This window comes from Flaviflexus salsibiostraticola, assembly GCF_003952265.1.
GTDB classification, from domain to species: domain Bacteria; phylum Actinomycetota; class Actinomycetes; order Actinomycetales; family Actinomycetaceae; genus Flaviflexus; species Flaviflexus salsibiostraticola.
Genome location: NZ_CP034438.1, coordinates 1,324,646 through 1,346,069 on the forward strand (window position 1 = coordinate 1,324,646; position 21,424 = coordinate 1,346,069).

Below are 21,424 nucleotides of genomic sequence, written 5' to 3' on the forward strand. Positions count from 1 at the left end.
CCGCTGGGGTTGTCGTCAAGGGAGGTGCCCCTGTTCTCTTCACTCATCTCAGCGGAATCGCCGAACACCGGGCTTTGACCGGCCCAGCGACGGCCCGAGTCTGCAGAGCCCTCCGCCAAGAACAGTCGCTCTCGGTTTCATTTCCCGCCACTCTGATATTGAATGTAGACATGAGTATCATCACAGGCCTCGCACGCCCCCTCCTTGCTGCCCCATTCATCGTCTCCGGCGTCGATGCCGTCCGGCATCCCGACAAGCATGTCGAGGCGGTCGACCGGATCAACCCCACTCTTGAGCAGGTCGGAGTCGGCGCCCTGTCGGAGGGCACCGTCGCCATCGCCACGCGCGCCATCGGTGGTGTCCGCATCGTCGCGGGCGTCTGCATGGCGCTCGGCAAGAAGCCGCGCCTGTCCGCCCTCGTGCTCGCCAAGAGCGAGCTCGCACTCGCCCTCGTCCGCAATCCCGTCTGGCTGAGCAGCGGGGACGAGCGGAAGAAGCACATGGCCGGGCTCGCCACGTCGGCCGGTCTCATCGGCGGCGCCCTCGTCGCGGCCGGGGACCGTCGCGGCAAGCCGTCCCTCGGCTGGCGCCTCGAGAACCACCGCTCGCACAAGGAGGACATGAGTGTCCTCGCCGACCGCTACGAGGCGGAGCTTGAGGCCCAGAAGGCTAAACTGTCGGAGAAGATAGCCAAAGCCAAGGAGAAGGCAAAGTCCTGACACATAGTTTTCCCGACCCCTGGCCGGCGCCGCATGCAAGCGCGCCGGTCTTCGGTCGTGTCGATGTTCCCGGTTCCAAGTCGCTGACCGCCCGCCACCTCGTCATCGCCGCGCTGGCCGATGAGCCGTCGCGGCTCGTGGGCGCCCTGCGCTCCCGTGATACCGACCTCATGATCACGGCGCTGCGGTCGATGGGTGTACGGATCGATGAGGACGGGGGCGACCTCGTCCTCACCCCCGGTCCCCTCACCTCCGCCCATATCGATGTCGGCCTCGCCGGCACCGTGTTCCGTTTCCTCGCCGCAATCGCCGCGTTGGCCGACGGACCCGTGAGCTTCGACGGCGATGAGGCGATGTACCGGCGCCCGATCGGACCCCTGCTCGACGCCCTCGAGCGCCTGGGCGTCAGCATCGAGGCGGGCGACGGCCCCGCGGGCCGCACGCTGCCGCTCACCGTCCAGGGCCCCGCCCGGGGCGGCACAGTCACCGTCGACGCCTCGGGCTCGTCCCAGTTCGTCTCGGCGTTCCTCCTGCTGGCGCCGCGCCTGCCGGAAGGATTGACGATCGTGCATGAGGGCGGACCTGTTCCGTCGCTCCCCCATGTGGCGATGACGGTCGAGACGCTGCGCGCCGCGGGCGCGCACATCGACGAGGACCTCGGCGAGCGGCCCACGTGGCGCGTCAGCCCCGGCCCGCTGCGGCCGGGCACGGTCACCGTCGAACCCGACCTGTCGAACGCGACACCCTTCCTCGCGGCCGCGGCTGCGACAGCCGGGACGGTGGAGATCCCCCGCTGGCCGTCGCAGACCTCCCAGGCGGGAGCCCACATCATCGCCATCCTCGAGCAGATGGGGTCGTCGACCAGCCTCGTCGACGGTGTCCTGTCCGTGACCGGCCCCGAGAAACTCACGGGGCTCGACATCAGCCTCCATGACGCAGGCGAGCTGACCCCCACCGTGGCGGCGCTCGCCGCCCTCGCGGACTCGCCCTCGCGACTGTCGGGTATCGCCCACCTTCGCGGGCACGAGACGGACCGACTGGCGGCGATCGCCGCAGAGATCACGAAGCTCGGCGGCACGTGCGTAGAGACGCGCGACGGCCTCGTCATTGAGCCCAGCCCGCTCCACGGCGGCGTCGTCGACTCGTACGAGGATCACCGGATGGCGACCTTCGGCGCCATCCTCGGCCTGATTGTCCCGGGTGTGTCTGTCCTCGATATCGGCTGCACGTCGAAGACGATGCCAGACTTCCCAACCATGTGGGAGGGTCTCGTGCGATGAGGGACACGGGCACCGATGATCCCCGTGTCCGGGTTCGTCCGAACAGGCGCGGCTCCCGGCCTCGCACGAAGATCCGTCCCGATCATGAGGATGCTCTGACGGCACGCGTCTACCGGGTCGACCGGGGCCGCTACCATCTCGTACTCGATGATGGCGACGTCGAGATTGTCGCGATCAAGGCGCGCGAACTCGGCCGCGGATCGATCGCGGTCGGCGATCGCGTGAGAGTCGTGGGCGACACGTCCGGCCGGAGGGACACCCTCGCCCGCATCGTCGAGGTCCTCGAGCGGTCCTCCACGCTGCGGCGCACCGCCGAGGAGGGAGAGGCTGCCGGCACGGAGCGCGTCATCGTCTCGAATGCAGATCAGCTCCTCATCATCACAGCCCTCGCACAGCCCGAGCCGCGCACGGGCATGATCGATCGCTGCCTGGTCGCCGCCTACGACGCGAAGATGGAGCCGATCCTCGTCCTCACGAAGTCCGACCTGGCGGACCCTGCCGAGCTGCTCAGCCTCTACTCGGATCTCAACCTCCGCGTCATCATCACCTCCATCGACGAGTCCACCGGCGATACGCGCGGCGTCGAGGATGTCGAGCGCGAGGTGGCAGGCCACATCTCCGTCCTCATCGGCCATTCCGGGGTCGGCAAGTCGACCCTCATCAACGCCCTCGTCCCGAGCGCCGACCGGGCCACCGGCGTGGTCAATGCCGTGACGGGGCGGGGCAGACACACGTCCTCCTCCGCCATAGCCTTCGATCTGCCCGGCGGGGGCATCATCATCGACACTCCGGGAGTCCGCTCGTTCGGTCTCGCCCACGTCGGCCCCGACATGCTCCTTGAGGCGTTCCCGGATCTCCTTGAGCTCGCGCAGGAGTGTCCGAGGGGATGTACGCATGCGGCGACCGAACCCGAATGCGGGCTCGATCTCGGCACCGGGTCGACGGTCGGCCGCGTGGAATCGTTCCGCCGCCTCCTCGAGGCGCGCCACAGCGCCGAACAGTTCTGAGCACGGCCCCGGTCGACGGGGGCCGTGGCATAAGCTGGGGGCATGCAGTCTCTCACGCGCCTCGGCGATGACTTGAACTTCGCCTCCTCGATCATCGACCAGGTCGACTCGATCACCCTCCCCCGCTTCCAGTCCCAGGATCTGACGATCCGGACGAAGCCGGACAACACCGAGGTCACGGATGCCGACGTGGCGGCCGAGCAGCGGATCCGCTCGATGCTCGGCCGGTCCCGCTCCCGGGACGCGATCCTCGGTGAAGAGGAGGGCGAAACCGGGTCATCGTCGCGCCGATGGATCATCGATCCGATTGACGGCACACGGAACTTCATGCGCGGTGTCCCCGTGTGGGCAACCCTGCTCGCGCTCGAGGAGGAGGGCGAGATCGTCATGGGCATCGTCTCCGCACCTGCCCTCCACCGGCGCTGGTGGGCAGGCAAGGGCCTCGGCGCATTCACGGGCCGCAGCTGGGCCAATGCCAAGCAGATCCACGTCTCCGATGTGAGGAACGTGTCCGATGCGTCCCTGTCGTACTCATCGATGGACGGGTGGGCGGCCCGCGGCCAGCTCCGCGGATTCCTCCGACTCGCTCAGGAATCGTGGCGCACGCGCGCCTACGGCGACTTCTGGTCGTACATGCTCGTCGCCGAGGGTGCCGTCGACATGGCCTGCGAGCCCGAGCTGGAGCTGTACGATATGGCGGCCCTCGTCCCGATCGTCACCGAGGCCGGCGGTACATTCACATCCGTCTCGGGTGAGCCCGGCCCCTGGGGTGGGAACGCCGTCGCCACGAACGGTCATCTCCACGACGAGGCGCTCAAGATCCTCAACTCGATATCAGACGGCGAGGGCACAGCCAGAGCCTGAAAGACTCAGAGGCGGGCCTGAAGCTCGCGGGCGAGGTGGGCTCTTTCTGTCGGGTCGTACCAGAGCAGATCCCAGTCCGCACACCGGTCGAAGGCTTCGGCGTCCCCGTGCCGAGCGGCCGTGACGTCATCGGCCGCCTCCTCTTCGTCGGCGAAGATCGCAGCGACATCGTTCCACAGAACAGCTCTGGACGGCCGCACGAGCGACGGGTACGCGTCGGTTCCGACATAGGTCGCCTCGACGTCAGCCGCGACGACGATCCGGAACGGTTCGTCTCCGATCACGGCGATGCTGTCATCGGCGGCCGCGAGCAGCGCGATCATGTCGAGCTCCTCGTCATCCTCCTCCGGGAAGGCCGCCCTCAGCTGGTCCGTCACGGCGTGGGCGAGAGGGACCTCGAGCTCATCTCTGCCGAGTCCCTGATATGACAGTGTGAAGAAAATCCGCACAGTCCTCCCCATCGCCCTCATCCGTCCCGTATGCCACCGGACACGGGGATACCGCGCCGAGGAGCCTTAAAGCCGCCTGTTAGTGGAATGACATACAATTTACTCCGATAGTACCAAGATGTACTGTTGAGTATCCGACTGTAGACTGGTAAATCGCCGATTGACCGGTGTCACAGACCATCACCACTCCGTCATCCGAACGGAGTCCCGAAGCGGAGATCGCATATTATGGCCACAAAATTTATGACGATTGCCGATGTCGCTGAAACCCTCAACGTTTCGACGGCTCAGGTGAGATCCCTTATCCACTCCGGTACGCTCCCAGCCATTCAGGTTGGCGGACGCGGGCAGTGGCGTATTGAGCAGACCGTCCTCGAGAAGTACATCGAGGACGGCTACGAGGCGACCAGACAGCGGGTGCGCGGTCAAGGGTAATACCAGTTGAACATGATGGGGTCACCGATGGTGGCCCCATCTTCTTATCCACTGTGCGGGTTATAACCGAAAGGGTCCCAGAAGGTGCGTGGTAATAGTTAGACCAGTTCGTGCACTGAGGCACGAATATTCATGATTCTTCAGGAGGCGCGGCTTTGGCGAAGACACTTCCGGCAGCCGACACTCGGGCAGATCTCCTTCAGGAGCCCGCGCGGCGGGCGAAGGCGGCCCCGGACCACGGCCCCTCGGACCCGACCCCGGTCGTCCGATCCATTGCAGCGGCAGCGGTCGAGGTTCTCAACGGGCACCGATCGGTGCGCCAGCTGCAGCGCTGGCTCGCTCCACACATCTACATGGCGCTCGCCCAGCGGGCCGGCATCGCCGCCCGCTGCGGGAAGCGGATCAGCCTCCCCGCCCGCGTTATCTCGTCGCGCACCTGCTTCCCCACCCCATTCGTGTGCGAGGCTGCGGTCGTCGTCTGGGACGTCAATCGACCTCGGGCATGCACCATCAGGATGGAGATACACCGAGGTCGATGGAGGGCCAACGCACTTGACGTGATCTAGCGCCTGCGCTTCTTGGCGGCGCGCCGCTGTGCGCGGTTGCCGCCCGCGTCATCGCCGACTGCCTTGAGCTCGCCGTCGCTCTCCTTATTGGTTCGCATGAGCGACTTGGGGCGCTGGATGGAGAGGACCTTGTCGGCCGCCTCCTGGCGACGCGCCATCGCAGCCGTATCGTCCTCGGCTTCGACTGCCGCGATCTGCTCCTGCTCGGCCTCCTGCTCGGACGGCATCTTGATGCCGAACAGGTAACGGACCGTCTCCTCCTTGATGGCGACGGACATGGCCTGGAACATGTCGTAGCCCTCCCGCTTGTACTCGACCAGCGGGTTCCTCTGGGCCATCGCCCTCAGGCCGATGCCCTCCTTGAGGTAGTCCATCTCGTAGAGGTGCTCACGCCACTTGCGGTCGAGCACGGAGAGGAGGACGCGGCGCTCGATCTCCCGCATCTGCTCCTCCCCCAGCTCCGCCTCACGCTCTTCGTACTGCGCGTGGATGTCCTCATCGAACTCGGAGACGAGGCGATCGACCGTGAGCCGGTTCTTCGCCCCGACGTCCTCCATGATCTCCTCGGGCGTGAAGGAGGGCCTGTAGACCGACTTCATGTCCGTCCACAGTGCGTGGAGGTCCCAATCCGTCGGATCGCCCTCCGTGTGCCCGGCGACGACGTCCGCCACAACCTGCGTCATATAGGACTGGATCGAGTCGGCGAGGTCCTCACCCTCAAGAATCTCGCGGCGCTCCTTGTAGACGGCCGAGCGCTGATCCGACATGACGTCGTCGTACTTGAGGACGTTCTTGCGGATATCGGCATTGCGGGCCTCGATCGCGGTCTGCGCGGACTCGATCGACTTGGCGAGGATCTTGAACTCCAGCGGCTCGTCCGCCGGGTAGGACTCGGGATTGAGCATCCGCGAGGCGAGGCCTGTCGAGAACAGCCGCATGAGGTCATCCTCGAGCGACAGGTAGAACCTGGACTCGCCCGGGTCTCCCTGACGGCCGGAGCGTCCACGCAGCTGGTTGTCGATGCGGCGGGATTCGTGCCGCTCCGAGCCGAGGACGTAGAGGCCCCCGAGCTCCTTGACTTCGTCGTGCTCGCGGGCGACCGCCTCCTTCGCGGCTTCGAGGACGCCGGGCCAGGCCTCCTCGTAGGCCTCCGGATTCTCGGCGGGGTCGAGGCCCTTCGCGTGCATCTGCTCCACCGCGATGAACTCGGCGTTGCCGCCGAGCATGATGTCGGTGCCTCGACCGGCCATGTTCGTCGCAACGGTGACGGCACCCTTCCGGCCGGCCATGGCGACAACGGAGGCCTCACGCTTGTGATGCTTCGCGTTGAGCACCTCGTGGGTGATCCGGCGCTTCGTCAGCATGGTGGACAGAAGCTCTGACTTCTCGACCGACGTCGTTCCCACGAGGACGGGCTGGCCCTTCGCGTGGCGCTCGGCGATGTCGTCGACGATCGCGTTGAACTTCGACATCTCCGTCGGGTAGACGAAGTCAGTCTGGTCGATGCGGATCATCGGCTTGTTCGTCGGGATCGGGACGACGCCAATGTCGTACGTCGAGGCGAACTCCTCCGCCTCGGTCTCCGCCGTGCCGGTCATACCGGAGATCTTGTCGTAGAGGCGGAAGTAGTTCTGGAGGGTGATCGTGGCGAGGGTCTGGTTCTCAGCCTTGATCTTCACGCCCTCCTTCGCCTCGATCGCCTGGTGCATGCCCTCGTTGTAGCGCCTGCCGGGCAGCACACGACCCGTGTGCTCATCAACGATGAGGACCTCGCCGTCGAGGACGATGTAATCCTTGTCCTTCTTGAACAGCTCCTTGGCCTTGATCGCGTTGTTGATGTAGCCGATGAGGGGGGTGTTGGCGGACTCGTAGAGGTTCTCGATGCCGAGCTGGTCCTCGATCTTATCGATGCCGGGCTCGAGGATACCGACGTTGCGCTTCTTCTCATCGACCTCATAATCCGCGTCCCTGCGGAGCTTGGCGATGATGCGGGCGAACTCCTCGTACCACTTGTTCGCGTCGCCCTCGGCGGGCCCGGAGATGATGAGGGGTGTGCGGGCCTCATCGATGAGGATCGAGTCGACCTCATCGATGACGGCGAAGTAATGATCGCGCTGGACCAGCTCGTCTACCTTCCACGCCATGTTGTCGCGCAGGTAGTCGAAGCCGAACTCGTTGTTCGTGCCGTAGGTGATGTCCGCGGCGTACTGCTCGCGGCGCTGGGCGGGCGTCATGCCCGAGGTGATGCAGCCCGTCGTCATGCCGAGGAAGCGGAAGACGCGCCCCATGAGCTCCGACTGGTAGCTCGCAAGGTAGTCGTTGACCGTGACGACGTGGACGCCCTTGCCGGTGAGCGCGTTGAGGTAGGCGGGGAGTGTCGCGACGAGCGTCTTGCCCTCACCCGTCTTCATCTCCGCGATGTTGCCCAGGTGGAGTGCTGCACCGCCCATGACCTGCACCGAGTAGTGGCGCTGACCGAGTGTGCGGCTCGCGGCCTCACGGACGACCGCGAACGCCTCGGGCAGGAGATCGTCGAGGGTCTCACCATCCTCGAGGCGCTCCTTGAACTCGTCGGTCATCTCCCTCAGCTCCTCATCGGTGAGGTCGAGGTAGGAGTCTTCGAGAGCGTCGACCTGCTTGGCGATGGTATGGAGCTTCTTCAGGATGCGGCCTTCGCCGGCGCGAAGAATCTTATTGAGGATCTTTGACACGTGCTCTCCTGGGGTCCGACAACTGTGAATTATTGTACGTGCTGGACGGCGATCCGCCCGAGTTCGCTGTGGAACCCGGGCGGATATTCACCGATGAGCTGAGCGTTCAGCTGATCCGATCGACCATGAGCCTGGCGAAGGCGACGAGACCATCCTTCACTTCGCCGTCCGGAATCGGATCGAGCACGTCGATCGCAGAATCCGACCACTCCCGTGCGAGAGCCCGAACATCGTCCATGACTTCATGCCCGCGGAGCAGAGCAACAGATTCGTCGACCGTGTCGTCGCCGAGATCGCCGGCGAGCAGGTCGAGGATCCGCTGCCCGTCCTCGTCGATGACGCCGGCGGCGGCCCGCTCCTTGAGGAGGAGAATCGGCATCGTCTCCACGCCCTCGCGCAGATCCGTGCCCGGCGTCTTCCCGGTGACATCGCCGTCCGACATGATGTCGATGACGTCATCGGCGAGCTGGAAGGCGACGCCGACCCGCTCACCGAACTCCGCCACCGCGTCGGCGTGCTCGGGGCTGCCGTTGGAGGACAGCACGCCATACCGAGCGGACGCTGCAATGAGCGAACCGGTCTTCTCAGCGAGGACATGGATGTAGTTGTCGCGCGGGCTCACGTCATCCGGCGCACCGAGGGTCTCCCGCAGCTGGCCGAAGCACAGCCGCTCGAAGGTGACCGCGTGGAGCTTGACCGCCTCGGGTCCGAGCTGTGCGACGAGGGAGGACGCCTTCGCGAACAGAACGTCGCCCGCGAGGATTGCGGCCGAGTTGCCGGCAAGCTGCTGTGCCGAGACGACTCCCCTCCGCATCGGCGCATCATCCATGACGTCGTCGTGGTAGAGCGTCGCCAGATGGGTCAGCTCGACCACCGTCGCGGAGATCTCCGTCTCCGCGTTGGCGGCGTCGGGACCGAGGAACGACGTGAGGCCGCACAGCGCGGGGCGCAGGCGTTTGCCGCCCGCCGCCGCGAGGTGCCTCGTCAGCTCGTCGATGTCCGGCTCGGGTGAGCGCACGGCCGCCTGGAGCCGGGCTTCCACATTCTCGAGAAGCTCGGTGAGGCGATCGTTGAGACCGCCGGCTGCGCTGGCGAGTTCCGTGATCACGGGAGGAGCACCGCCGCATTCCCGACGAGCTCGAGGACCGGTCCGGGCACGACGCCGAGGGCGATCGTCGCGACCGCCGCGAGGGCGATGGCGACGAGCGTCATGCCCTCGGAGGCGATGACCGTGGTCCTGTCGTCCGGCTCAGTGAAGAACATGAGGACGACGAGCCTGAAGTAGAAGTAGGCGGTGGCCGCCGAGGCGATGACCGCGATGAGGACGAGCGGCCAGGCGCCGCCCTCGATGCCGGCCGCGAAGGCCGTGAACTTCCCGACGAAGCCACCCGTGAGCGGGATGCCGGCGAAGGAGAGGAGGAAGACAAGCATCGCGACGGCGAGGCCCGGCTTGCGCTTGGCGAGACCCGCGTAGGACTCGAGCGACGTCGCCTCACCCGTGATGTTGCCCGCCGCATCCTTCTCACGGACGAGCGTCACCACGCCGAAGGCGCCGACGGTGGCGACGCCGTAGGCGAGCAGGTAGAACAGCGTCGCGCCGATTCCGGTCTCCTGGAAGGAGGTGACCGCGATGAGGACGAAGCCCGCATGCGCAATCGACGAGTAGGCCAGCATGCGCTTGATGTCCTTCTGGACGATGCCTAGGACCGTGCCGACGATCATCGTCGCGATGATGACGGTCCACAGGAGGACCTCGAGGTCCGCCTCCATGCCCGGCGCGATGACGTAGAGGAAGCGGATCATGGCGCCGAACGCGGCCACCTTCGTTCCCGCCGCCATGAAGCCCGTGATCGGCGTCGGTGCGCCCTGGTAGACGTCCGGCGTCCACGAGTGGAACGGGACGGCGCCGACCTTGAAGAGCAGGCCGATGAGGACGAGGGCGATGCCGGCGATGAGCATCCAGTCCATACCGACCGTCACCGTCGTCGCGGCCGCGACCTCGGAGTACCGGACCGAGCCGGAGAAGCCGTACAGGAGAGAGATTCCCATGAGGAAGAATGCCGACGAGAAGGCGCCGAGGAGGAAGTACTTGAGTGCCGCCTCCTGGGAGATCAGCCTCTTCCTGCGCGCCATGGCCGACAGGACGTACAGAGGCAGCGAGAGCACCTCGAGGGCGATGAAGAGGGTGAGCAGGTCACCTGCCGCGGGGAACACCATCATGCCGGTGACGGCGAAGAGGACCAGCGGGTAGACCTCGGTCTGATCGATGCCGGCGCGGGTCAGCTCCCGCTCCTCGGGAGAGCCCGGACGTGCCGCCGCGGAGGCCGCGAAGGCGCCCTCGCGGGTCTGTGTCCGGTCGGCGATGACGAACGCGGCCAGCAGGCCCGAGACGAGGACGATGCCCTGTGCCATGAGGGTGAAGGGATCCTCGATCAGCTGCCCGCCGACGACGGTCTGCGAACCGTTGGCCTGGACCTCCGTCCAGCGCCAGACGACCGCCACGAGCGCGGCCGCGAGGGCGGCGAAGGTGATCGTCACCTGGATCGGTCGGCGTGTGCCGCGGGGCGCGAACGCCTCGACGATCACTCCGAGGACCGCGGCCCCCATGACGATGATGGCCGGGGCGAGAGCGGCCCAGTCGATGACTGGGGTCACGAAGCTGTTCACTGGAGATTCCCTTCGGTGAGCGCGGACGCGGTCGACGAGTCATCGAAGTGCGCGACCGATTGTTCGGCGACGGGCTGGACCAGGTCGATGACCGGGCCGGGCAGGAAGCCGAGCGCGAGCATGCCGGCCGTGAGAACGCCGACGACCGTCTTCTCCGCCGCGCCGAGATCCTTGACCTGGATGTCGGGGCGCGGTCCGGTGAACACGCGCTGGTAGGGCAGGAGGATGTAGAGGGCTGCGAGGATAACGCCGAGGACGGCGAGGCCGCCGATGATCTTCGAGACGGAGAACGTCCCGACGAGGACCATGAACTCAGGCACGAAGCCCGACAGGCCCGGCAGCGACAGGGTCGCGAGACCCGCCACGAGGAAGCCGCCAGCGAGGACCGGGGTGACGCGCTGCCAGCCGCCGTAGTCCTCGATCCGCTGCGACCCGCCGCGCTTGGCCATGTACCCGACGATGAGGAAGAGGGCCGCCGTGCCGACACCGTGCGCGACCATGTAGAGGATCGCGCCCGTCATCGCCGTCTCGGAGCCGGAGAAGATGCCCATGACCATGAAGCCGAAGTGCGACACCGAGGTGAACGCGATGAGCCGCATGAGGTCACGGGAGTAGATGGCGACGAAGCCGCCCCACAGGATGGAGATGAGGGCGAGGATCATGATGACCATCGCGGCGTCGGATGCCGCACCCGGGAAGAGGGGCAGGCAGAGTGCGATCATGCCGTAGGTGCCGACCTTGTCGAGCACACCGACCAGCAGGGCGGACGTGCCCGCCGGCGCCTCCTCCGTCGCGTCCGCGAGCCACGTGTGGACCGGGAACATCGGAGCCTTCACCGCGAACGCGATGAAGAACGAGAGGAACATGAGCATCTGCGCCGTCTGCGAGCCGGTGACCGCACCTGCCAGGTTGGCGATGAGGAAGCCCTCCGGTCCGCCCGGGCCCGCCACGTAGACCGCGACGACGCCGACGAGCATGATGAGGCCACCCGCGAGCGAGTAGAGGAGGAACTTGAGCGCCGCAGCCTTCCTGTTCGGACCGCCGTACGAGCCGATGAGGAAGTAGACGGGGATGAGCATCGCCTCGAACAGCACGTAGAACAGGAACACGTCCTGCGCCGCGAAGATGGCGATCATGACCGCTTCAAGAGCGAGCACCCAGGCGATGTAGCCGGCGTCGCGCCGACCCGCCGCCTCCTCCGAGGGACGCAGGAAGCGGTCCGATTCGGCGGTGAGGATGACGAGCGGGACGAGCAGGACCGACAGTGCGATCATGACCGCGCCCATGCCTGTCACGCCCCAGGCGATCGAGACGCCGATCGTCGGCATCCATGAGTACGTCTCGGCGAGCTGGACGGTGCCGGCGCTGCCGGTATCGAACTCGGTGACGAAGGCGATGACCGCGCCGATGGCGACCAATATCGACACGGCCAGGCCGTAGGCCTTGGCATGCCGGTGGAGCGACTTGGTGAAGGCGAGCACGATGGCCGCCGCCAAGGGCACCAGGATCAGGGCAGTCAGCCAGGGGAAGGCGGCCGCTTGTGAGGTATTCATTTACTCTCTATTCCTCCGGTCCCGGTCAGATCCGCGCCAGCAGCGCAAGGGCGATGACGATGACGACGCCGAGGGCCATGAGCCCCGCGTACGACCTCGCATAGCCGTTCTGAATCTTTCCGACGCTGCGGCCGACGGAGCCGAAGCTCCGCGCAGCCGCCATGACGATGCCGTCGATGACGCCCCGGTCCGCTGCGCCCGTGCCGCGTGTCAGCCACTGGCCGGGGCGCATGAAGAGGGACTCATTGACGGTGTCCTGATACAGGTCGTTCCGAGCCGCGACGACGACAGCGTTCGCGGCAGGTGCCGTCGCGGGGACGTCCCGGCGCACGAACATGACGTACGCGACCGCGACTCCGATGGCGACGAGTGTGAGTGTGAGGGCGATGATGACCGGGATCGGGATGACCGGGTCATGGTGCTCGACTGCGCCCGTGACGGGCTCGAGGAAGGTGACGAACCTGTCGCCCGCATTGAGGAACCAGCCGAGGCCGACGGAGCCGACGGCGAGGATGATCATCGGGATCGTCATGAGCGCCGACGACTCGTGCGGGTGACGTGCGTCCGGGCCCTCGGTCGACCAGCGGGGCGTGCCGTGGAAGACCATGAAGAACAGGCGCGACATGTAGAACGCCGTGAGCCCGGCGACGAGGAGCGTCGCAGTGCCGAACACCCAGGGGCGCCAGCCCTCGCCGACGAATGCGGCCTCGATGATGTAGTCCTTCGAGTAGAAGCCGGACAGGAACGGGAAGCCGATGATCGCGAGGTAGCCGAGCCCGAAGGTCGCCCACGTGATCTTCATGTGCTTCCACAGTCCGCCGAACCGTCGCATGTCAACGTCGTCGTTCATGGCGTGCATGACCGAGCCGGCTCCGAGGAACAGGCCGGCCTTGAAGAAGCCGTGGGTGACGAGGTGGAAGATCGCGAACGCGGCACCAACCGGGCCGAGGCCCGCGGCCAGCATCATGTAGCCGATCTGCGACATGGTCGAGGCCGCGAGGACCTTCTTCATGTCGTCCTTGGCGGAGCCGACAATCGCACCGAAGATCAGCGTGATGACGCCGACGATGGCAACGAGCAGCTGGGCCATCTCGGCGCCCGCGTAGATGAAGTTCGAGCGGACCATGAGGTAGACGCCGGCGGTGACCATCGTCGCGGCGTGGATGAGGGCCGAGACCGGGGTCGGGCCCGCCATCGCATCTCCCAGCCAGGCCTGCAGCGGGAACTGCGCGGACTTGCCGGCGGCACCGATGAGGAGGAAGATGCCGATCGCGGTCAGGGTCGCCTCGCTGGCCGAACCCGCCTCGCCCGCGACACCGTCAAAGCTGACGGTGCCGAACGAGGCGAACATCGTCATCATCGCGAGCAGCATGCCCATGTCACCGACACGGTTCATGATGAACGCCTTCTTACCCGCCGTCGCATACTCCGGAACGTGGTTCCAGAAGCCGATGAGGAGGTAGGACGCGAGGCCCACGCCTTCCCAGCCGACGAACAGAACAAGGTAGGAGTTGCCGAGGACGAGCAGGAGCATCGCCGCGACGAAGAGATTGAGGTAGGCGAAGAATCGCGTCCTGTCCCGATCGTGCGACATGTAGGCGACGGAGTAGATGTGGATGAGCGTGCCGACGAAGGTGACGAGCAGGACGAAGGTGATCGACAGCGGGTCGACCCTCATGCCCAGTTCGACGTCGAGGTCGGTGCCCGGGATCCACTGGTAGAGCGTGACGTTCTGGACCCGCTCCGATGCGCCCCTGCCGAACAGCTCGAGCGCTGCCATGATGCCGACGAGGAGGGCGCCGGCCGAGGCCGCGACGCCGAGCCAGTGGCCCCAGGGCCGTGCCCTGCGCCCGAGCACGAGCAGGACACCCGCCGAGACCAGCGGGATGGCCACTGCGAGCCAGATGAGCGACACGTTGCCGGTCGCCTCGATTGCGTTGACGTTCACAATCTACCCCCGTCAGTTCTTCAGCAGGTTGGGTGCGTCGAGCGACGCGGACCTGCGGGTTCGGAAAATGGACACGATGATCGCGAGGCCGATGACGACCTCCGCCGCGGCGACGACCATGACGAAGAATGCCAGGGTCTGACCCGTGATGTCACCGTGCATGCGGGCGAAGGTCACGAGCGACAGGTTGGCCGAGTTGAGCATGAGCTCGACTCCCATGAGCGCGATGATCGAGTTGCGTCGCGTGAGCACGGCGGCCGCACCGATCGCAAACAGGATGAACGCCAGGATGACGTAGTTCATGAGGCTCATTGCCTGCCCTCTTCCTTCGCTGATTCCGGCTTGATCTCTTCGGCTTCCTGCTTCTCCCGAGCCGTTGGGACCTCGTCGGACTGCGCCTCCTCGGAGAATGCAGGGCCGGCAGCATCGAGCTCGGTCGACTGGGTGGGGGCTGCGGGGGCGGGTTCGCCCGGCATGCCCGGCAGGCCGACCTGACCGATCGCACCGAACGTCGTCGGACCGTCGACCGACGGGCGTGTCTCCGAGGCGCGGGCGATCCGCTCGACGGTCGCGGGCGAGATCTCGCCGACCGTGCGGGCCTGGCCGCGGATGCGGAGGATGCGGGAGACCGACTCCTCGACGGGCTTTCCGCCTGCCGTGAGCGCCGGGTTCGCGGACGAGTTCGATTCGGCGTAGACGCCGGCGTTCGGCAGCTGACCCGGGTGGATGCCCTGCTCCGCGAACGCCTTCATCTTGTCGTTCGCGACATCGAGCTGAGTCTTGCGGGGCCGCAGCCGCTCGCGGTGCGTGAGCGTCATCGCGCCCAGTGCGGCGGTGATGAGCAGAGCGCCCGTCAGCTGCATGGGAACAACGTGGCTCCCGAAGATGTTGACGGCGACCGCAACAGGGTTGGCGTCGGCGTTGACCTCCTCGAGGCCGACCGGCTGCGGCGTATCGGAACCGACGACGGCCGCTGTCAGCGCGATGACGATGCCGAGCGCACCGAGGCCCGCGATCCACCGCTGGCCGCGCAGCGACTCGACGATCGAGTCGGACGAGTCGACGCCGATGAGCATGAGGACGAAGAGGAACAGCATCATGATCGCGCCGGTGTACACGATGACCTGGACGACGCCGAGGAACGGCGCCTCGAGGGCTGTGTAGACGACGGCGAGGAGGACCATGACGAAGATGACCGACACGGTCGCGTACACGGCCTTCTTCGCGAACAGGAGGCCGAGGGCGAGGGCCACCATGATGGGGGCGATGACCCAGAAGAGGATCGTCTCGCCCGTCGATACGGCACCGCTGGCCGGATCGATCGCGGTGCTCAGGAACGGATTCACTTCGCTGCCTCCTCAACGGGGCGCGCTGTCTTCAGCGTCGGATCGTCCGGGCGCCTCTGCGCGACCCAGTCGATCTGAGCCTGGGTCGGACCCGTGATCTCATTGCGGTAATAGTCGTCATCGTCGGTCCCCTCCACCATGGGGTGGGGTGCCGCGAGCATGCCGTCCAGCATCGGCGCCAGCAGATCCTGTTTGTCGAAGATCAGCGACTCGCGGGTCTCCCCCACGAGGTCGTCGAACTCGTTCGTCATCGTCAGCGCCCGCGTCGGGCAGGCCTGGATGCAGAGTCCGCAGAGGATACAGCGCAGGTAGTTGATCTGGTAGACGACGCCGAACCGCTCACCCGGAGAGTACTGCGCGTCCGGGGTGTTGGTCCCCGCCTCGACGTAGATCGCGTCCGCCGGGCACGCCCACGCGCACAGCTCACAGCCGATGCAGCGCTCCAGGCCATCCGCGTAGCGGTTGAGCTGGTGACGGCCATGGAAGCGAGGCTGGGTCGGGGTCCGCTTGAACGGGTACTCCTCGGTGACAACCGGCCGGAACATCGACGAGATCGTCACGCCGAAGCCTGCGACCGGCGCGAAGAACTTCCCGATCGGGCCCTTCTTCGATGGACTGTACAGTGCCGGGTCGATCGGGCGGCGCTCCGGCTTCGAGTTCTGGTCACTCATCGGAACCTGCCTCCTTTGCTGTTGACGAGTAGGCGGGGGCACGCTTGGCGCGCGGTGACGGCGGAAGTGTCTGCCCCGGCATCGGGGGCACCGGGAATCCGCCCGCGAACGCGTCGAACTCCGGCTGCTCCTCCGGGGCCGACGATCCGTCGTCGCCCTTCTTGCCGTCGACGAACCACAGGACGGCGAAGATGACGAGGAAGATCGCCGCGAGGATGACGAGAATCGTCTGGGTGTCGATGTCGGTGAAGGAGCCGATTCCCTGAATGACGGCGACGGCGACGAGCCAGCCGAGCGCGACCGGGATGAGGACCTTCCAGCCGAGCTTCATGAAATGGTCGTAGCGCATGCGCAGCAGCGTGCCGCGGATCCAGACCATGAGGAACATGAAGAACCAGACCTTGGCGATGAACCAGAGCATGGGCCACCAGCCCTCGTTGAACATGCCATCGTTGATGGCGGACAGCGGCCACGGGGCGCGCCAGCCGCCGAGGAAGACGACCGTCGCCACTGCCGACACGTTGATCATGTTGATGTACTCGGACAGATAGAACCATGCGAACTTCATCGACGAGTACTCGGTCGTGTGGCCGGCGACCAGCTCACCCTCGGCCTCGGGGAGGTCGAAGGGCAGTCGGTTGACCTCGCCAACCATGGAGATGAAGTACGTGATGAAGGCGGGAAGCGCGATGAACACGTGCCACAGGCTGGTCTGGCTGTCGACGAGCGACGACGTCGACATCGTGCCGGCGATGAGGAAGACCGAGGCGAGCGAGATGCCCATGCCGAGTTCGTAGGAGATGACCTGGGCGGCGCTTCGGACCGAGCCGAGCAGCGGGTAGGTCGAGTTGGCGGCCCATCCGCCGAGGACGAGCCCGTACACGCCGAGCGCGGCGATCGCGAGGACATAGAGCATCGCGACCGAGGAGTCCGTGAGCTGGAGCGGCGTCTCGATGCCGAACATCGACACCTGCGGGCCGAACGGCATGACCGCGAAGATCGAGAACGCGCACGTGGCGGCGATGACCGGGGCGAGGAAGTAGATGACCCGGTCAGCACCCTTGAGCCAGAAGTCCTCCTTGATCATGAGCTTGATGGCGTCGGCGAATGCCTGCCCGAAGCCCATGAAGCCCGTGACGTTCGGGCCGAGACGCGTCTGCATCCGGCCGAGTCCGCGACGCTCGACCCAGAGGGCGAGGATGACGGAGAGGATGAGGAACAGGACGATGAAGACGGCCTTGATGAGCCAGATCCACCAGGTGTCCTGGGAGAAATCGGCCACCGGCTGTGCCATTTCCGTGGGAAGCGTGAACATTACTGGACCTCCGCCGTGAGAGACACGATGCCGCCCGGCTGGGCGCCCAGGTCCGCCACATGGCAGCCCGGGGATTTCTTCGGGAGCCACACGACCCGGTCAGGCATGTGCGACAGGACGACCGGCAGCGTGACCGAGCCGCGCGGGCCGGTCACCGTGACGCGGTCCCCCAGCCCGAGGGATTCAGCGGTGCCGGGCGAGACGCGCGCGACCGAGCGGTGGGCGGTTCCGGCGAGGTGGGACTCGAAGTCCTGAAGCCTGCCGTCATCGATCATGAGATTCCATGTCGCGAGCACCGCCTCGCCCTCCGCCGGAGCGGGGACGGGTTCGGCGGCGACACGGGGCCGCTCGATGCGGGCCCCATCCCACTCCGCGAACTCGCGGTACTCAGCGTGGACATCGGCCAGAGTGAGCAGACCGAGATCGGTGCCCATCTCCTCCGCGAGCTCGACGAGGACCTGACGGTCCGTCAGAGCGGTCGAGGTGAGCACCTGGCCGAAGGGCCGCTCGCGACCCTCCCAGTTGATGAAGGTGCCGCCCTTCTCGACCGGCGGTGCCACGGGGAAGACGACGTCCGCCTTGGCGGTGATCTCCGAGCGGCGCACCTCAAGCGAGATGACGAACGGTGCCGCATCGAGCGCCTCGGCCGCCCCGAGGGGCAGGTCGGCGAGTTCAACGCCACCGGTGATGAGGGCGAGCCTGCCGGCCCGCGCCGCCTCGAGCATTCCCTCGGTGCCGAGGCCCGCAGACTCCGGAACCGTCGCGTCCCATGCGACGCCGGCATCGACTCGTGCCTGGCTGTTGGCGACCGGGCGGCCGCCCGGAAGCATGAACGGGACCGCTCCGGCCTCGACCGCTGCGCGGTCACCCGCGCGGCGGGGCACCCACTGGACGCGGGCGCCGGTGCGCTCTGCGAGGTCGAGGACCGCGGACAGTGTGCCAGGTGTCTCGGCGGCGCGTTCGCCGACGAGGATGACACCGCCGCCGAGGCGGTCATGGAGTGCCGCGAGGTGCTCCTGCGTCGAGCCTGACGTGACGGCCGCGAGGACCGTGGGCTCGGTGCCCGGCGCCGCGGTGATGAGCGTCGCCGCCATCTTCAGCGTGCTGCGAGTCGCGTACGGGGCCAGCACCGACACGGAGGTCGAGCCGGCGAGGACACCCTTGCGCAGACGAAGGAAGATCGATCCGCACTCCTCCTCCGGCTCAAGGCCGACGAGAAGGACGTGAGCTGCGGCCTCGATCTCCGAGTAGGTGACGCCGAGTCCGGTGCCGACGACCGAGGAGGCGAGGAACGCGTCCTCCTCCTCGCTCGACGCCCGGGTGCGGAAGTCGATGCTGTTCGTGCCGAGGACCGTGCGGGCGAACTTCGAGTAGGCGTACGCATCCTCGAGCGGCAGTCGGCCGCCGGTGAGGATGCCCGTCTGCTCCGCGGCCTCGAGGCCGCGCGCCGCAACATCCATTGCATCGGCCCACGAGGTGGGGACGAGGCTGCCGTCCTCATCGCGGACCAGCGGCACGGTGAGGCGATCCTCGCCCTGCTGCCAGCGGAACGCGAAGCGGTCCTTATCGGTGATCCACTCCTCGTTGACCTCGGGGTCGTTTCCGGCGAGGCGGCGGACGACGGTGCCGCGGCGGAAGTCGACGCGGATCTCGGACCCGGAGGCGTCGTGCTCGGTCACCGAGGGGACGGACACGAGGTCGAAGGGCCGGGCCCGGAAGCGGTACGCCGCCGAGGTGAGGGCGCCGACCGGACAGATCTGAATCGTGTTGCCGGAGAAGTAGGAGGAGAAGGGCCTGCCCGACTCATCCATCTCGGCCGGATCGATCGGGCCCGGCTTCATGCCGACCATGAGAGCGGCGTCGCCCGTGGGCCCCACCGTCTCGAAGGTGCCGACCGGTTCTTCGACGCCGCTGCCGTCGGCGAAGCCGAGGATGCCGGCATCGAAGTTGCCGACCTGCGAGCCGTGGAGTCCATGCACCTCGTACGAGGGGCTGCCGCCCGAGCGGCCCTGGAGCTGAATGAACGGGTCACCGGCGATCTCTGACTGGAAGCGCGTGCAGCGTTGGCAGAGGATGCAGCGATCGCGGTCGAGCAGGATCTGCGATGACAGCTTGATCGGCTTCGGGAAGGTCCGCTTGATGTCCGTGAAGCGGGACTTGCCCCGGCCGTCCGACATCGCCTGGTTCTGGAGCGGGCATTCGCCGCCCTTGTCACAGACCGGGCAGTCGAGCGGGTGGTTGATGAGGAGGAACTCCATAATCCCCGACTGCGCCTTATCGGCGACCTCGGAGGACTTCTGGGTGTAGACCTCCATACCCGGGCTGACCGCCTCGGAGCAGGAGGCGACGGGCTTCGGACCCTTCGCGAGGGTGCCGTCCCGGCCCGGGCGTGCAACCTCGACGAGGCACTGGCGGCAGGCGCCGGCGGGCTTGAGGAGCGGATGGTCGCAGAACCTCGGGATCCGGATGCCGAGCTGCTCGGCTGCGCGGATGATGAGCGTGCCCTGCGGCACGGCAACGTCCTGGCCGTCGACCTTGATGGGGACGAGGTCGGTTTCAGTCGCTGTCATGAGACACCTACTTCGGTGAAGAGTGCGGACTTTTCGTACGGGAAGAGCTCCCAGGCGGGCGTGTGGACGCCCTGCTCGAACTCCTCGCGGAACAGAGCGATTCCCGACTGGATCGGAACGGCGGACGCGTCGCCGAGGGCGCAGAACGAGCGGCCCGCGATGTTGCCGGCGATCTCGTTGAGCATGTCGATATCGGTCGGCAGACCCTTACCCGCCTCGAGGCGGTGCATGACCTGGCGCATCCAGAACGTGCCCTCTCGGCACGGGGTGCACTTGCCGCACGACTCGTGCTGGTAGAAGTCGGTCCAGGCCCGGACGACGCGGACGACGGAGGTCGTCTCGTCGAAGACCTGCAGCGCGCGGGTCGCGAGCATGGAACCGGCGCCGACGACCTCCTCATATCCGAGCGGCACGTCGAGCGCCTCGGGGCCGAGGATCGCGGTCGAGGATCCGCCCGGGGTCCAGAACTTCAGCTCGTGGCCCTCGCGGACGCCACCCGCCATCTCCAGCAGCTCGCGCATGGTGATGCCGAACGGAGCCTCGTACTGGCCGGGGTTCTTGACATGGCCAGACAGGGAGAAGAAGCCGTGGCCCTTCGAGCGCTCCGTGCCCATGCCGGCGAACCAGTCCGCACCGTTCTTGATGATTCCGGGGACGGAGGCGATCGTCTCAACGTTGTTGACGACCGTCGGCCGCGCCAGGTAACCCTTGACGGCCGGGAACGGGGGCTTGAGGCGCGGCTGTCCGCGCAGTCCCTCGAGCGAGTCGAGGAGCGCGGTCTCCTCGCCGCAGATGTAGGCGCCCGCACCGGCGTGGACCGTGATGTCGATGTCGTAGTCGCCGTTCGGGCCGAGGCCCTTGCCGAGCAGACCAGCATCGTAGGCCTCGCGCACGGCCGCCATGAGCCGGCGGTAGACGTGGACGACCTCACCGCGCAGGTAGACGAAGCCGTGGTGGCCGCCGATCGCCTTGAGGCAGATCGCCATGCCCTCGATGAGGGCATGGGGGTTCGCCATGAGGACGGGGATGTCCTTGCACGTGCCCGGCTCAGACTCGTCGGCGTTGACGACGAGGTAGCGGGGTCCGCCGTCCGGCGCCGGAAGGAAGGACCACTTGAGTCCGGTCGGGAAGCCCGCTCCGCCTCGTCCTCGCAGTCCGGATTCCTTGACAAGGTTGGTGAGCTCGCCGTCGGCGAATCTCCAGGCCTTGTCGAGGGCCTCGTAGCCGCCGCTGTTCCTGTAGGTCTCGAGCTTCCAGGGCTGCGGAGCATCCCACGTGTTCGAGATGACCGGGGTCAGCGCGGTCGAATCAGATGGCGACATC

18 protein-coding genes are annotated in these 21,424 nt (G+C 66.7%); 6 read left to right on the top strand and 12 right to left on the bottom strand.

Features of this window, described 5'->3' with window-relative positions; genetic code table 11:
• The first annotated feature begins 170 nt into the window (after positions 1–170).
• The 4 genes from EJO69_RS12310 to hisN are packed head-to-tail and all read left to right on the top strand — an operon-like array spanning position 171 to position 3,870.
• Positions 171–719: a DoxX family protein gene (locus tag EJO69_RS12310; RefSeq protein WP_164519885.1), complete on the top strand. Its 549-nt coding sequence runs from the start codon at positions 171–173 to the stop codon at positions 717–719.
• Positions 716–1,999 carry a 3-phosphoshikimate 1-carboxyvinyltransferase gene (gene aroA / locus EJO69_RS06130; protein ID WP_126040235.1) on the top strand — a complete coding sequence of 428 codons (1,284 nt, stop codon included), beginning with the start codon at positions 716–718 and terminating at the stop codon, positions 1,997–1,999. The genes EJO69_RS12310 and aroA overlap by 4 nt, the downstream gene beginning before the upstream one ends.
• Entirely contained in the window at positions 1,996–3,006 is a 1,011-nt protein-coding gene (gene rsgA, locus EJO69_RS06135) for a ribosome small subunit-dependent GTPase A (RefSeq protein WP_126040237.1), read from the top strand. The genes aroA and rsgA overlap by 4 nt, the downstream gene beginning before the upstream one ends.
• 42 nt (positions 3,007–3,048) lie before the next feature.
• The gene (gene hisN, locus EJO69_RS06140; protein WP_126040239.1) at positions 3,049–3,870 is read left to right on the top strand and encodes a histidinol-phosphatase; all 822 of its coding nucleotides are present in this window, start codon (positions 3,049–3,051) and stop codon (positions 3,868–3,870) included.
• Positions 3,871–3,875: 5 nt separating this feature from the next.
• Here the strand turns inward: hisN and EJO69_RS06145 are convergent, their stop codons facing one another.
• Positions 3,876–4,319 carry a DUF6912 family protein gene (locus EJO69_RS06145; RefSeq protein WP_126040241.1) on the bottom strand — a complete coding sequence of 148 codons (444 nt, stop codon included), beginning with the start codon at positions 4,317–4,319 and terminating at the stop codon, positions 3,876–3,878.
• Positions 4,320–4,547: 228 nt separating this feature from the next.
• Here EJO69_RS06145 and EJO69_RS06150 point away from each other — a divergent pair, with 228 nt between their 5' ends.
• Together EJO69_RS06150 and EJO69_RS06155 are read left to right on the top strand one after the other, a co-directional pair.
• Positions 4,548–4,754, top strand: coding sequence for a helix-turn-helix domain-containing protein (locus EJO69_RS06150; RefSeq protein ID WP_126040243.1), 207 nt, complete (start codon positions 4,548–4,550; stop codon positions 4,752–4,754).
• Positions 4,755–4,909: 155 nt separating this feature from the next.
• On the top strand, positions 4,910–5,320 hold the full coding sequence (locus tag EJO69_RS06155) for an Rv3235 family protein (protein WP_126040246.1): 411 nt from the start codon (positions 4,910–4,912) through the stop codon (positions 5,318–5,320).
• On the opposite strand, the gene secA is transcribed toward EJO69_RS06155, so the two are convergent.
• The 11 genes from secA to nuoF form a co-directional block, all read right to left on the bottom strand.
• Positions 5,317–8,031, bottom strand: coding sequence for a preprotein translocase subunit SecA (gene secA / locus EJO69_RS06160; protein WP_126040248.1), 2,715 nt, complete (start codon positions 8,029–8,031; stop codon positions 5,317–5,319). The two genes, EJO69_RS06155 and secA, sit on opposite strands and share 4 nt — an antisense overlap.
• A gap of 106 nt (positions 8,032–8,137) precedes the next feature.
• On the bottom strand, positions 8,138–9,136 hold the full coding sequence (locus EJO69_RS06165) for a polyprenyl synthetase family protein (RefSeq protein WP_425454743.1): 999 nt from the start codon (positions 9,134–9,136) through the stop codon (positions 8,138–8,140).
• Entirely contained in the window at positions 9,136–10,698 is a 1,563-nt protein-coding gene (gene nuoN / locus EJO69_RS06170) for an NADH-quinone oxidoreductase subunit NuoN (RefSeq protein WP_245993504.1), read from the bottom strand. The genes EJO69_RS06165 and nuoN overlap by 1 nt, the downstream gene beginning before the upstream one ends.
• On the bottom strand, positions 10,695–12,251 hold the full coding sequence (locus EJO69_RS06175; RefSeq protein ID WP_126040252.1) for an NADH-quinone oxidoreductase subunit M: 1,557 nt from the start codon (positions 12,249–12,251) through the stop codon (positions 10,695–10,697). The genes nuoN and EJO69_RS06175 overlap by 4 nt, the downstream gene beginning before the upstream one ends.
• A 25-nt stretch (positions 12,252–12,276) precedes the next feature.
• A complete protein-coding gene (gene nuoL, locus EJO69_RS06180; RefSeq protein ID WP_245993507.1) occupies positions 12,277–14,199 on the bottom strand; it encodes an NADH-quinone oxidoreductase subunit L in 1,923 nt (640 codons plus the stop codon).
• A 12-nt stretch (positions 14,200–14,211) separates the two neighbouring features.
• Entirely contained in the window at positions 14,212–14,511 is a 300-nt protein-coding gene (gene nuoK, locus EJO69_RS06185; protein ID WP_126040256.1) for an NADH-quinone oxidoreductase subunit NuoK, read from the bottom strand.
• A complete protein-coding gene (locus tag EJO69_RS06190) occupies positions 14,508–15,545 on the bottom strand; it encodes an NADH-quinone oxidoreductase subunit J (protein WP_211331368.1) in 1,038 nt (345 codons plus the stop codon). The genes nuoK and EJO69_RS06190 overlap by 4 nt, the downstream gene beginning before the upstream one ends.
• A complete protein-coding gene (nuoI, locus tag EJO69_RS06195; RefSeq protein ID WP_126040258.1) occupies positions 15,542–16,216 on the bottom strand; it encodes an NADH-quinone oxidoreductase subunit NuoI in 675 nt (224 codons plus the stop codon). Before nuoI ends, EJO69_RS06190 begins: the two co-directional genes overlap by 4 nt.
• Positions 16,209–17,531, bottom strand: a complete 1,323-nt coding sequence (gene nuoH, locus EJO69_RS06200; protein ID WP_126040260.1) for an NADH-quinone oxidoreductase subunit NuoH — start codon at positions 17,529–17,531, stop codon at positions 16,209–16,211. The genes nuoI and nuoH overlap by 8 nt, the downstream gene beginning before the upstream one ends.
• The gene (locus EJO69_RS06205) at positions 17,531–20,101 is read right to left on the bottom strand and encodes an NADH-quinone oxidoreductase subunit G (protein WP_126040262.1); all 2,571 of its coding nucleotides are present in this window, start codon (positions 20,099–20,101) and stop codon (positions 17,531–17,533) included. Before EJO69_RS06205 ends, nuoH begins: the two co-directional genes overlap by 1 nt.
• On the bottom strand, positions 20,098–21,423 hold the full coding sequence (gene nuoF / locus EJO69_RS06210; RefSeq protein ID WP_126040264.1) for an NADH-quinone oxidoreductase subunit NuoF: 1,326 nt from the start codon (positions 21,421–21,423) through the stop codon (positions 20,098–20,100). The genes EJO69_RS06205 and nuoF overlap by 4 nt, the downstream gene beginning before the upstream one ends.
• Position 21,424 lies beyond the last annotated feature (1 nt).

Bases quoted from the DNA above. Each gene is read 5' to 3' on its own strand.
- EJO69_RS12310 (WP_164519885.1), top strand. From the start codon at position 171: ATGAGTATCATCACAGGCCTCGCACGCCCCCTCCTTGCTGCCCCATTC.
- rsgA (WP_126040237.1), top strand. From the start codon at position 1,996: ATGAGGGACACGGGCACCGATGATCCCCGTGTCCGGGTTCGTCCGAAC.
- hisN (WP_126040239.1), top strand. From the start codon at position 3,049: ATGCAGTCTCTCACGCGCCTCGGCGATGACTTGAACTTCGCCTCCTCG.
- EJO69_RS06150 (WP_126040243.1), top strand. From the start codon at position 4,548: ATGGCCACAAAATTTATGACGATTGCCGATGTCGCTGAAACCCTCAAC.
- EJO69_RS06175 (WP_126040252.1), bottom strand. From the start codon at position 12,251: ATGAATACCTCACAAGCGGCCGCCTTCCCCTGGCTGACTGCCCTGATC.
- nuoK (WP_126040256.1), bottom strand. From the start codon at position 14,511: ATGAGCCTCATGAACTACGTCATCCTGGCGTTCATCCTGTTTGCGATC.
- nuoI (WP_126040258.1), bottom strand. From the start codon at position 16,216: ATGAGTGACCAGAACTCGAAGCCGGAGCGCCGCCCGATCGACCCGGCA.
- nuoH (WP_126040260.1), bottom strand. From the start codon at position 17,531: ATGTTCACGCTTCCCACGGAAATGGCACAGCCGGTGGCCGATTTCTCC.
- EJO69_RS06205 (WP_126040262.1), bottom strand. From the start codon at position 20,101: ATGACAGCGACTGAAACCGACCTCGTCCCCATCAAGGTCGACGGCCAG.
- nuoF (WP_126040264.1), bottom strand. From the start codon at position 21,423: ATGTCGCCATCTGATTCGACCGCGCTGACCCCGGTCATCTCGAACACG.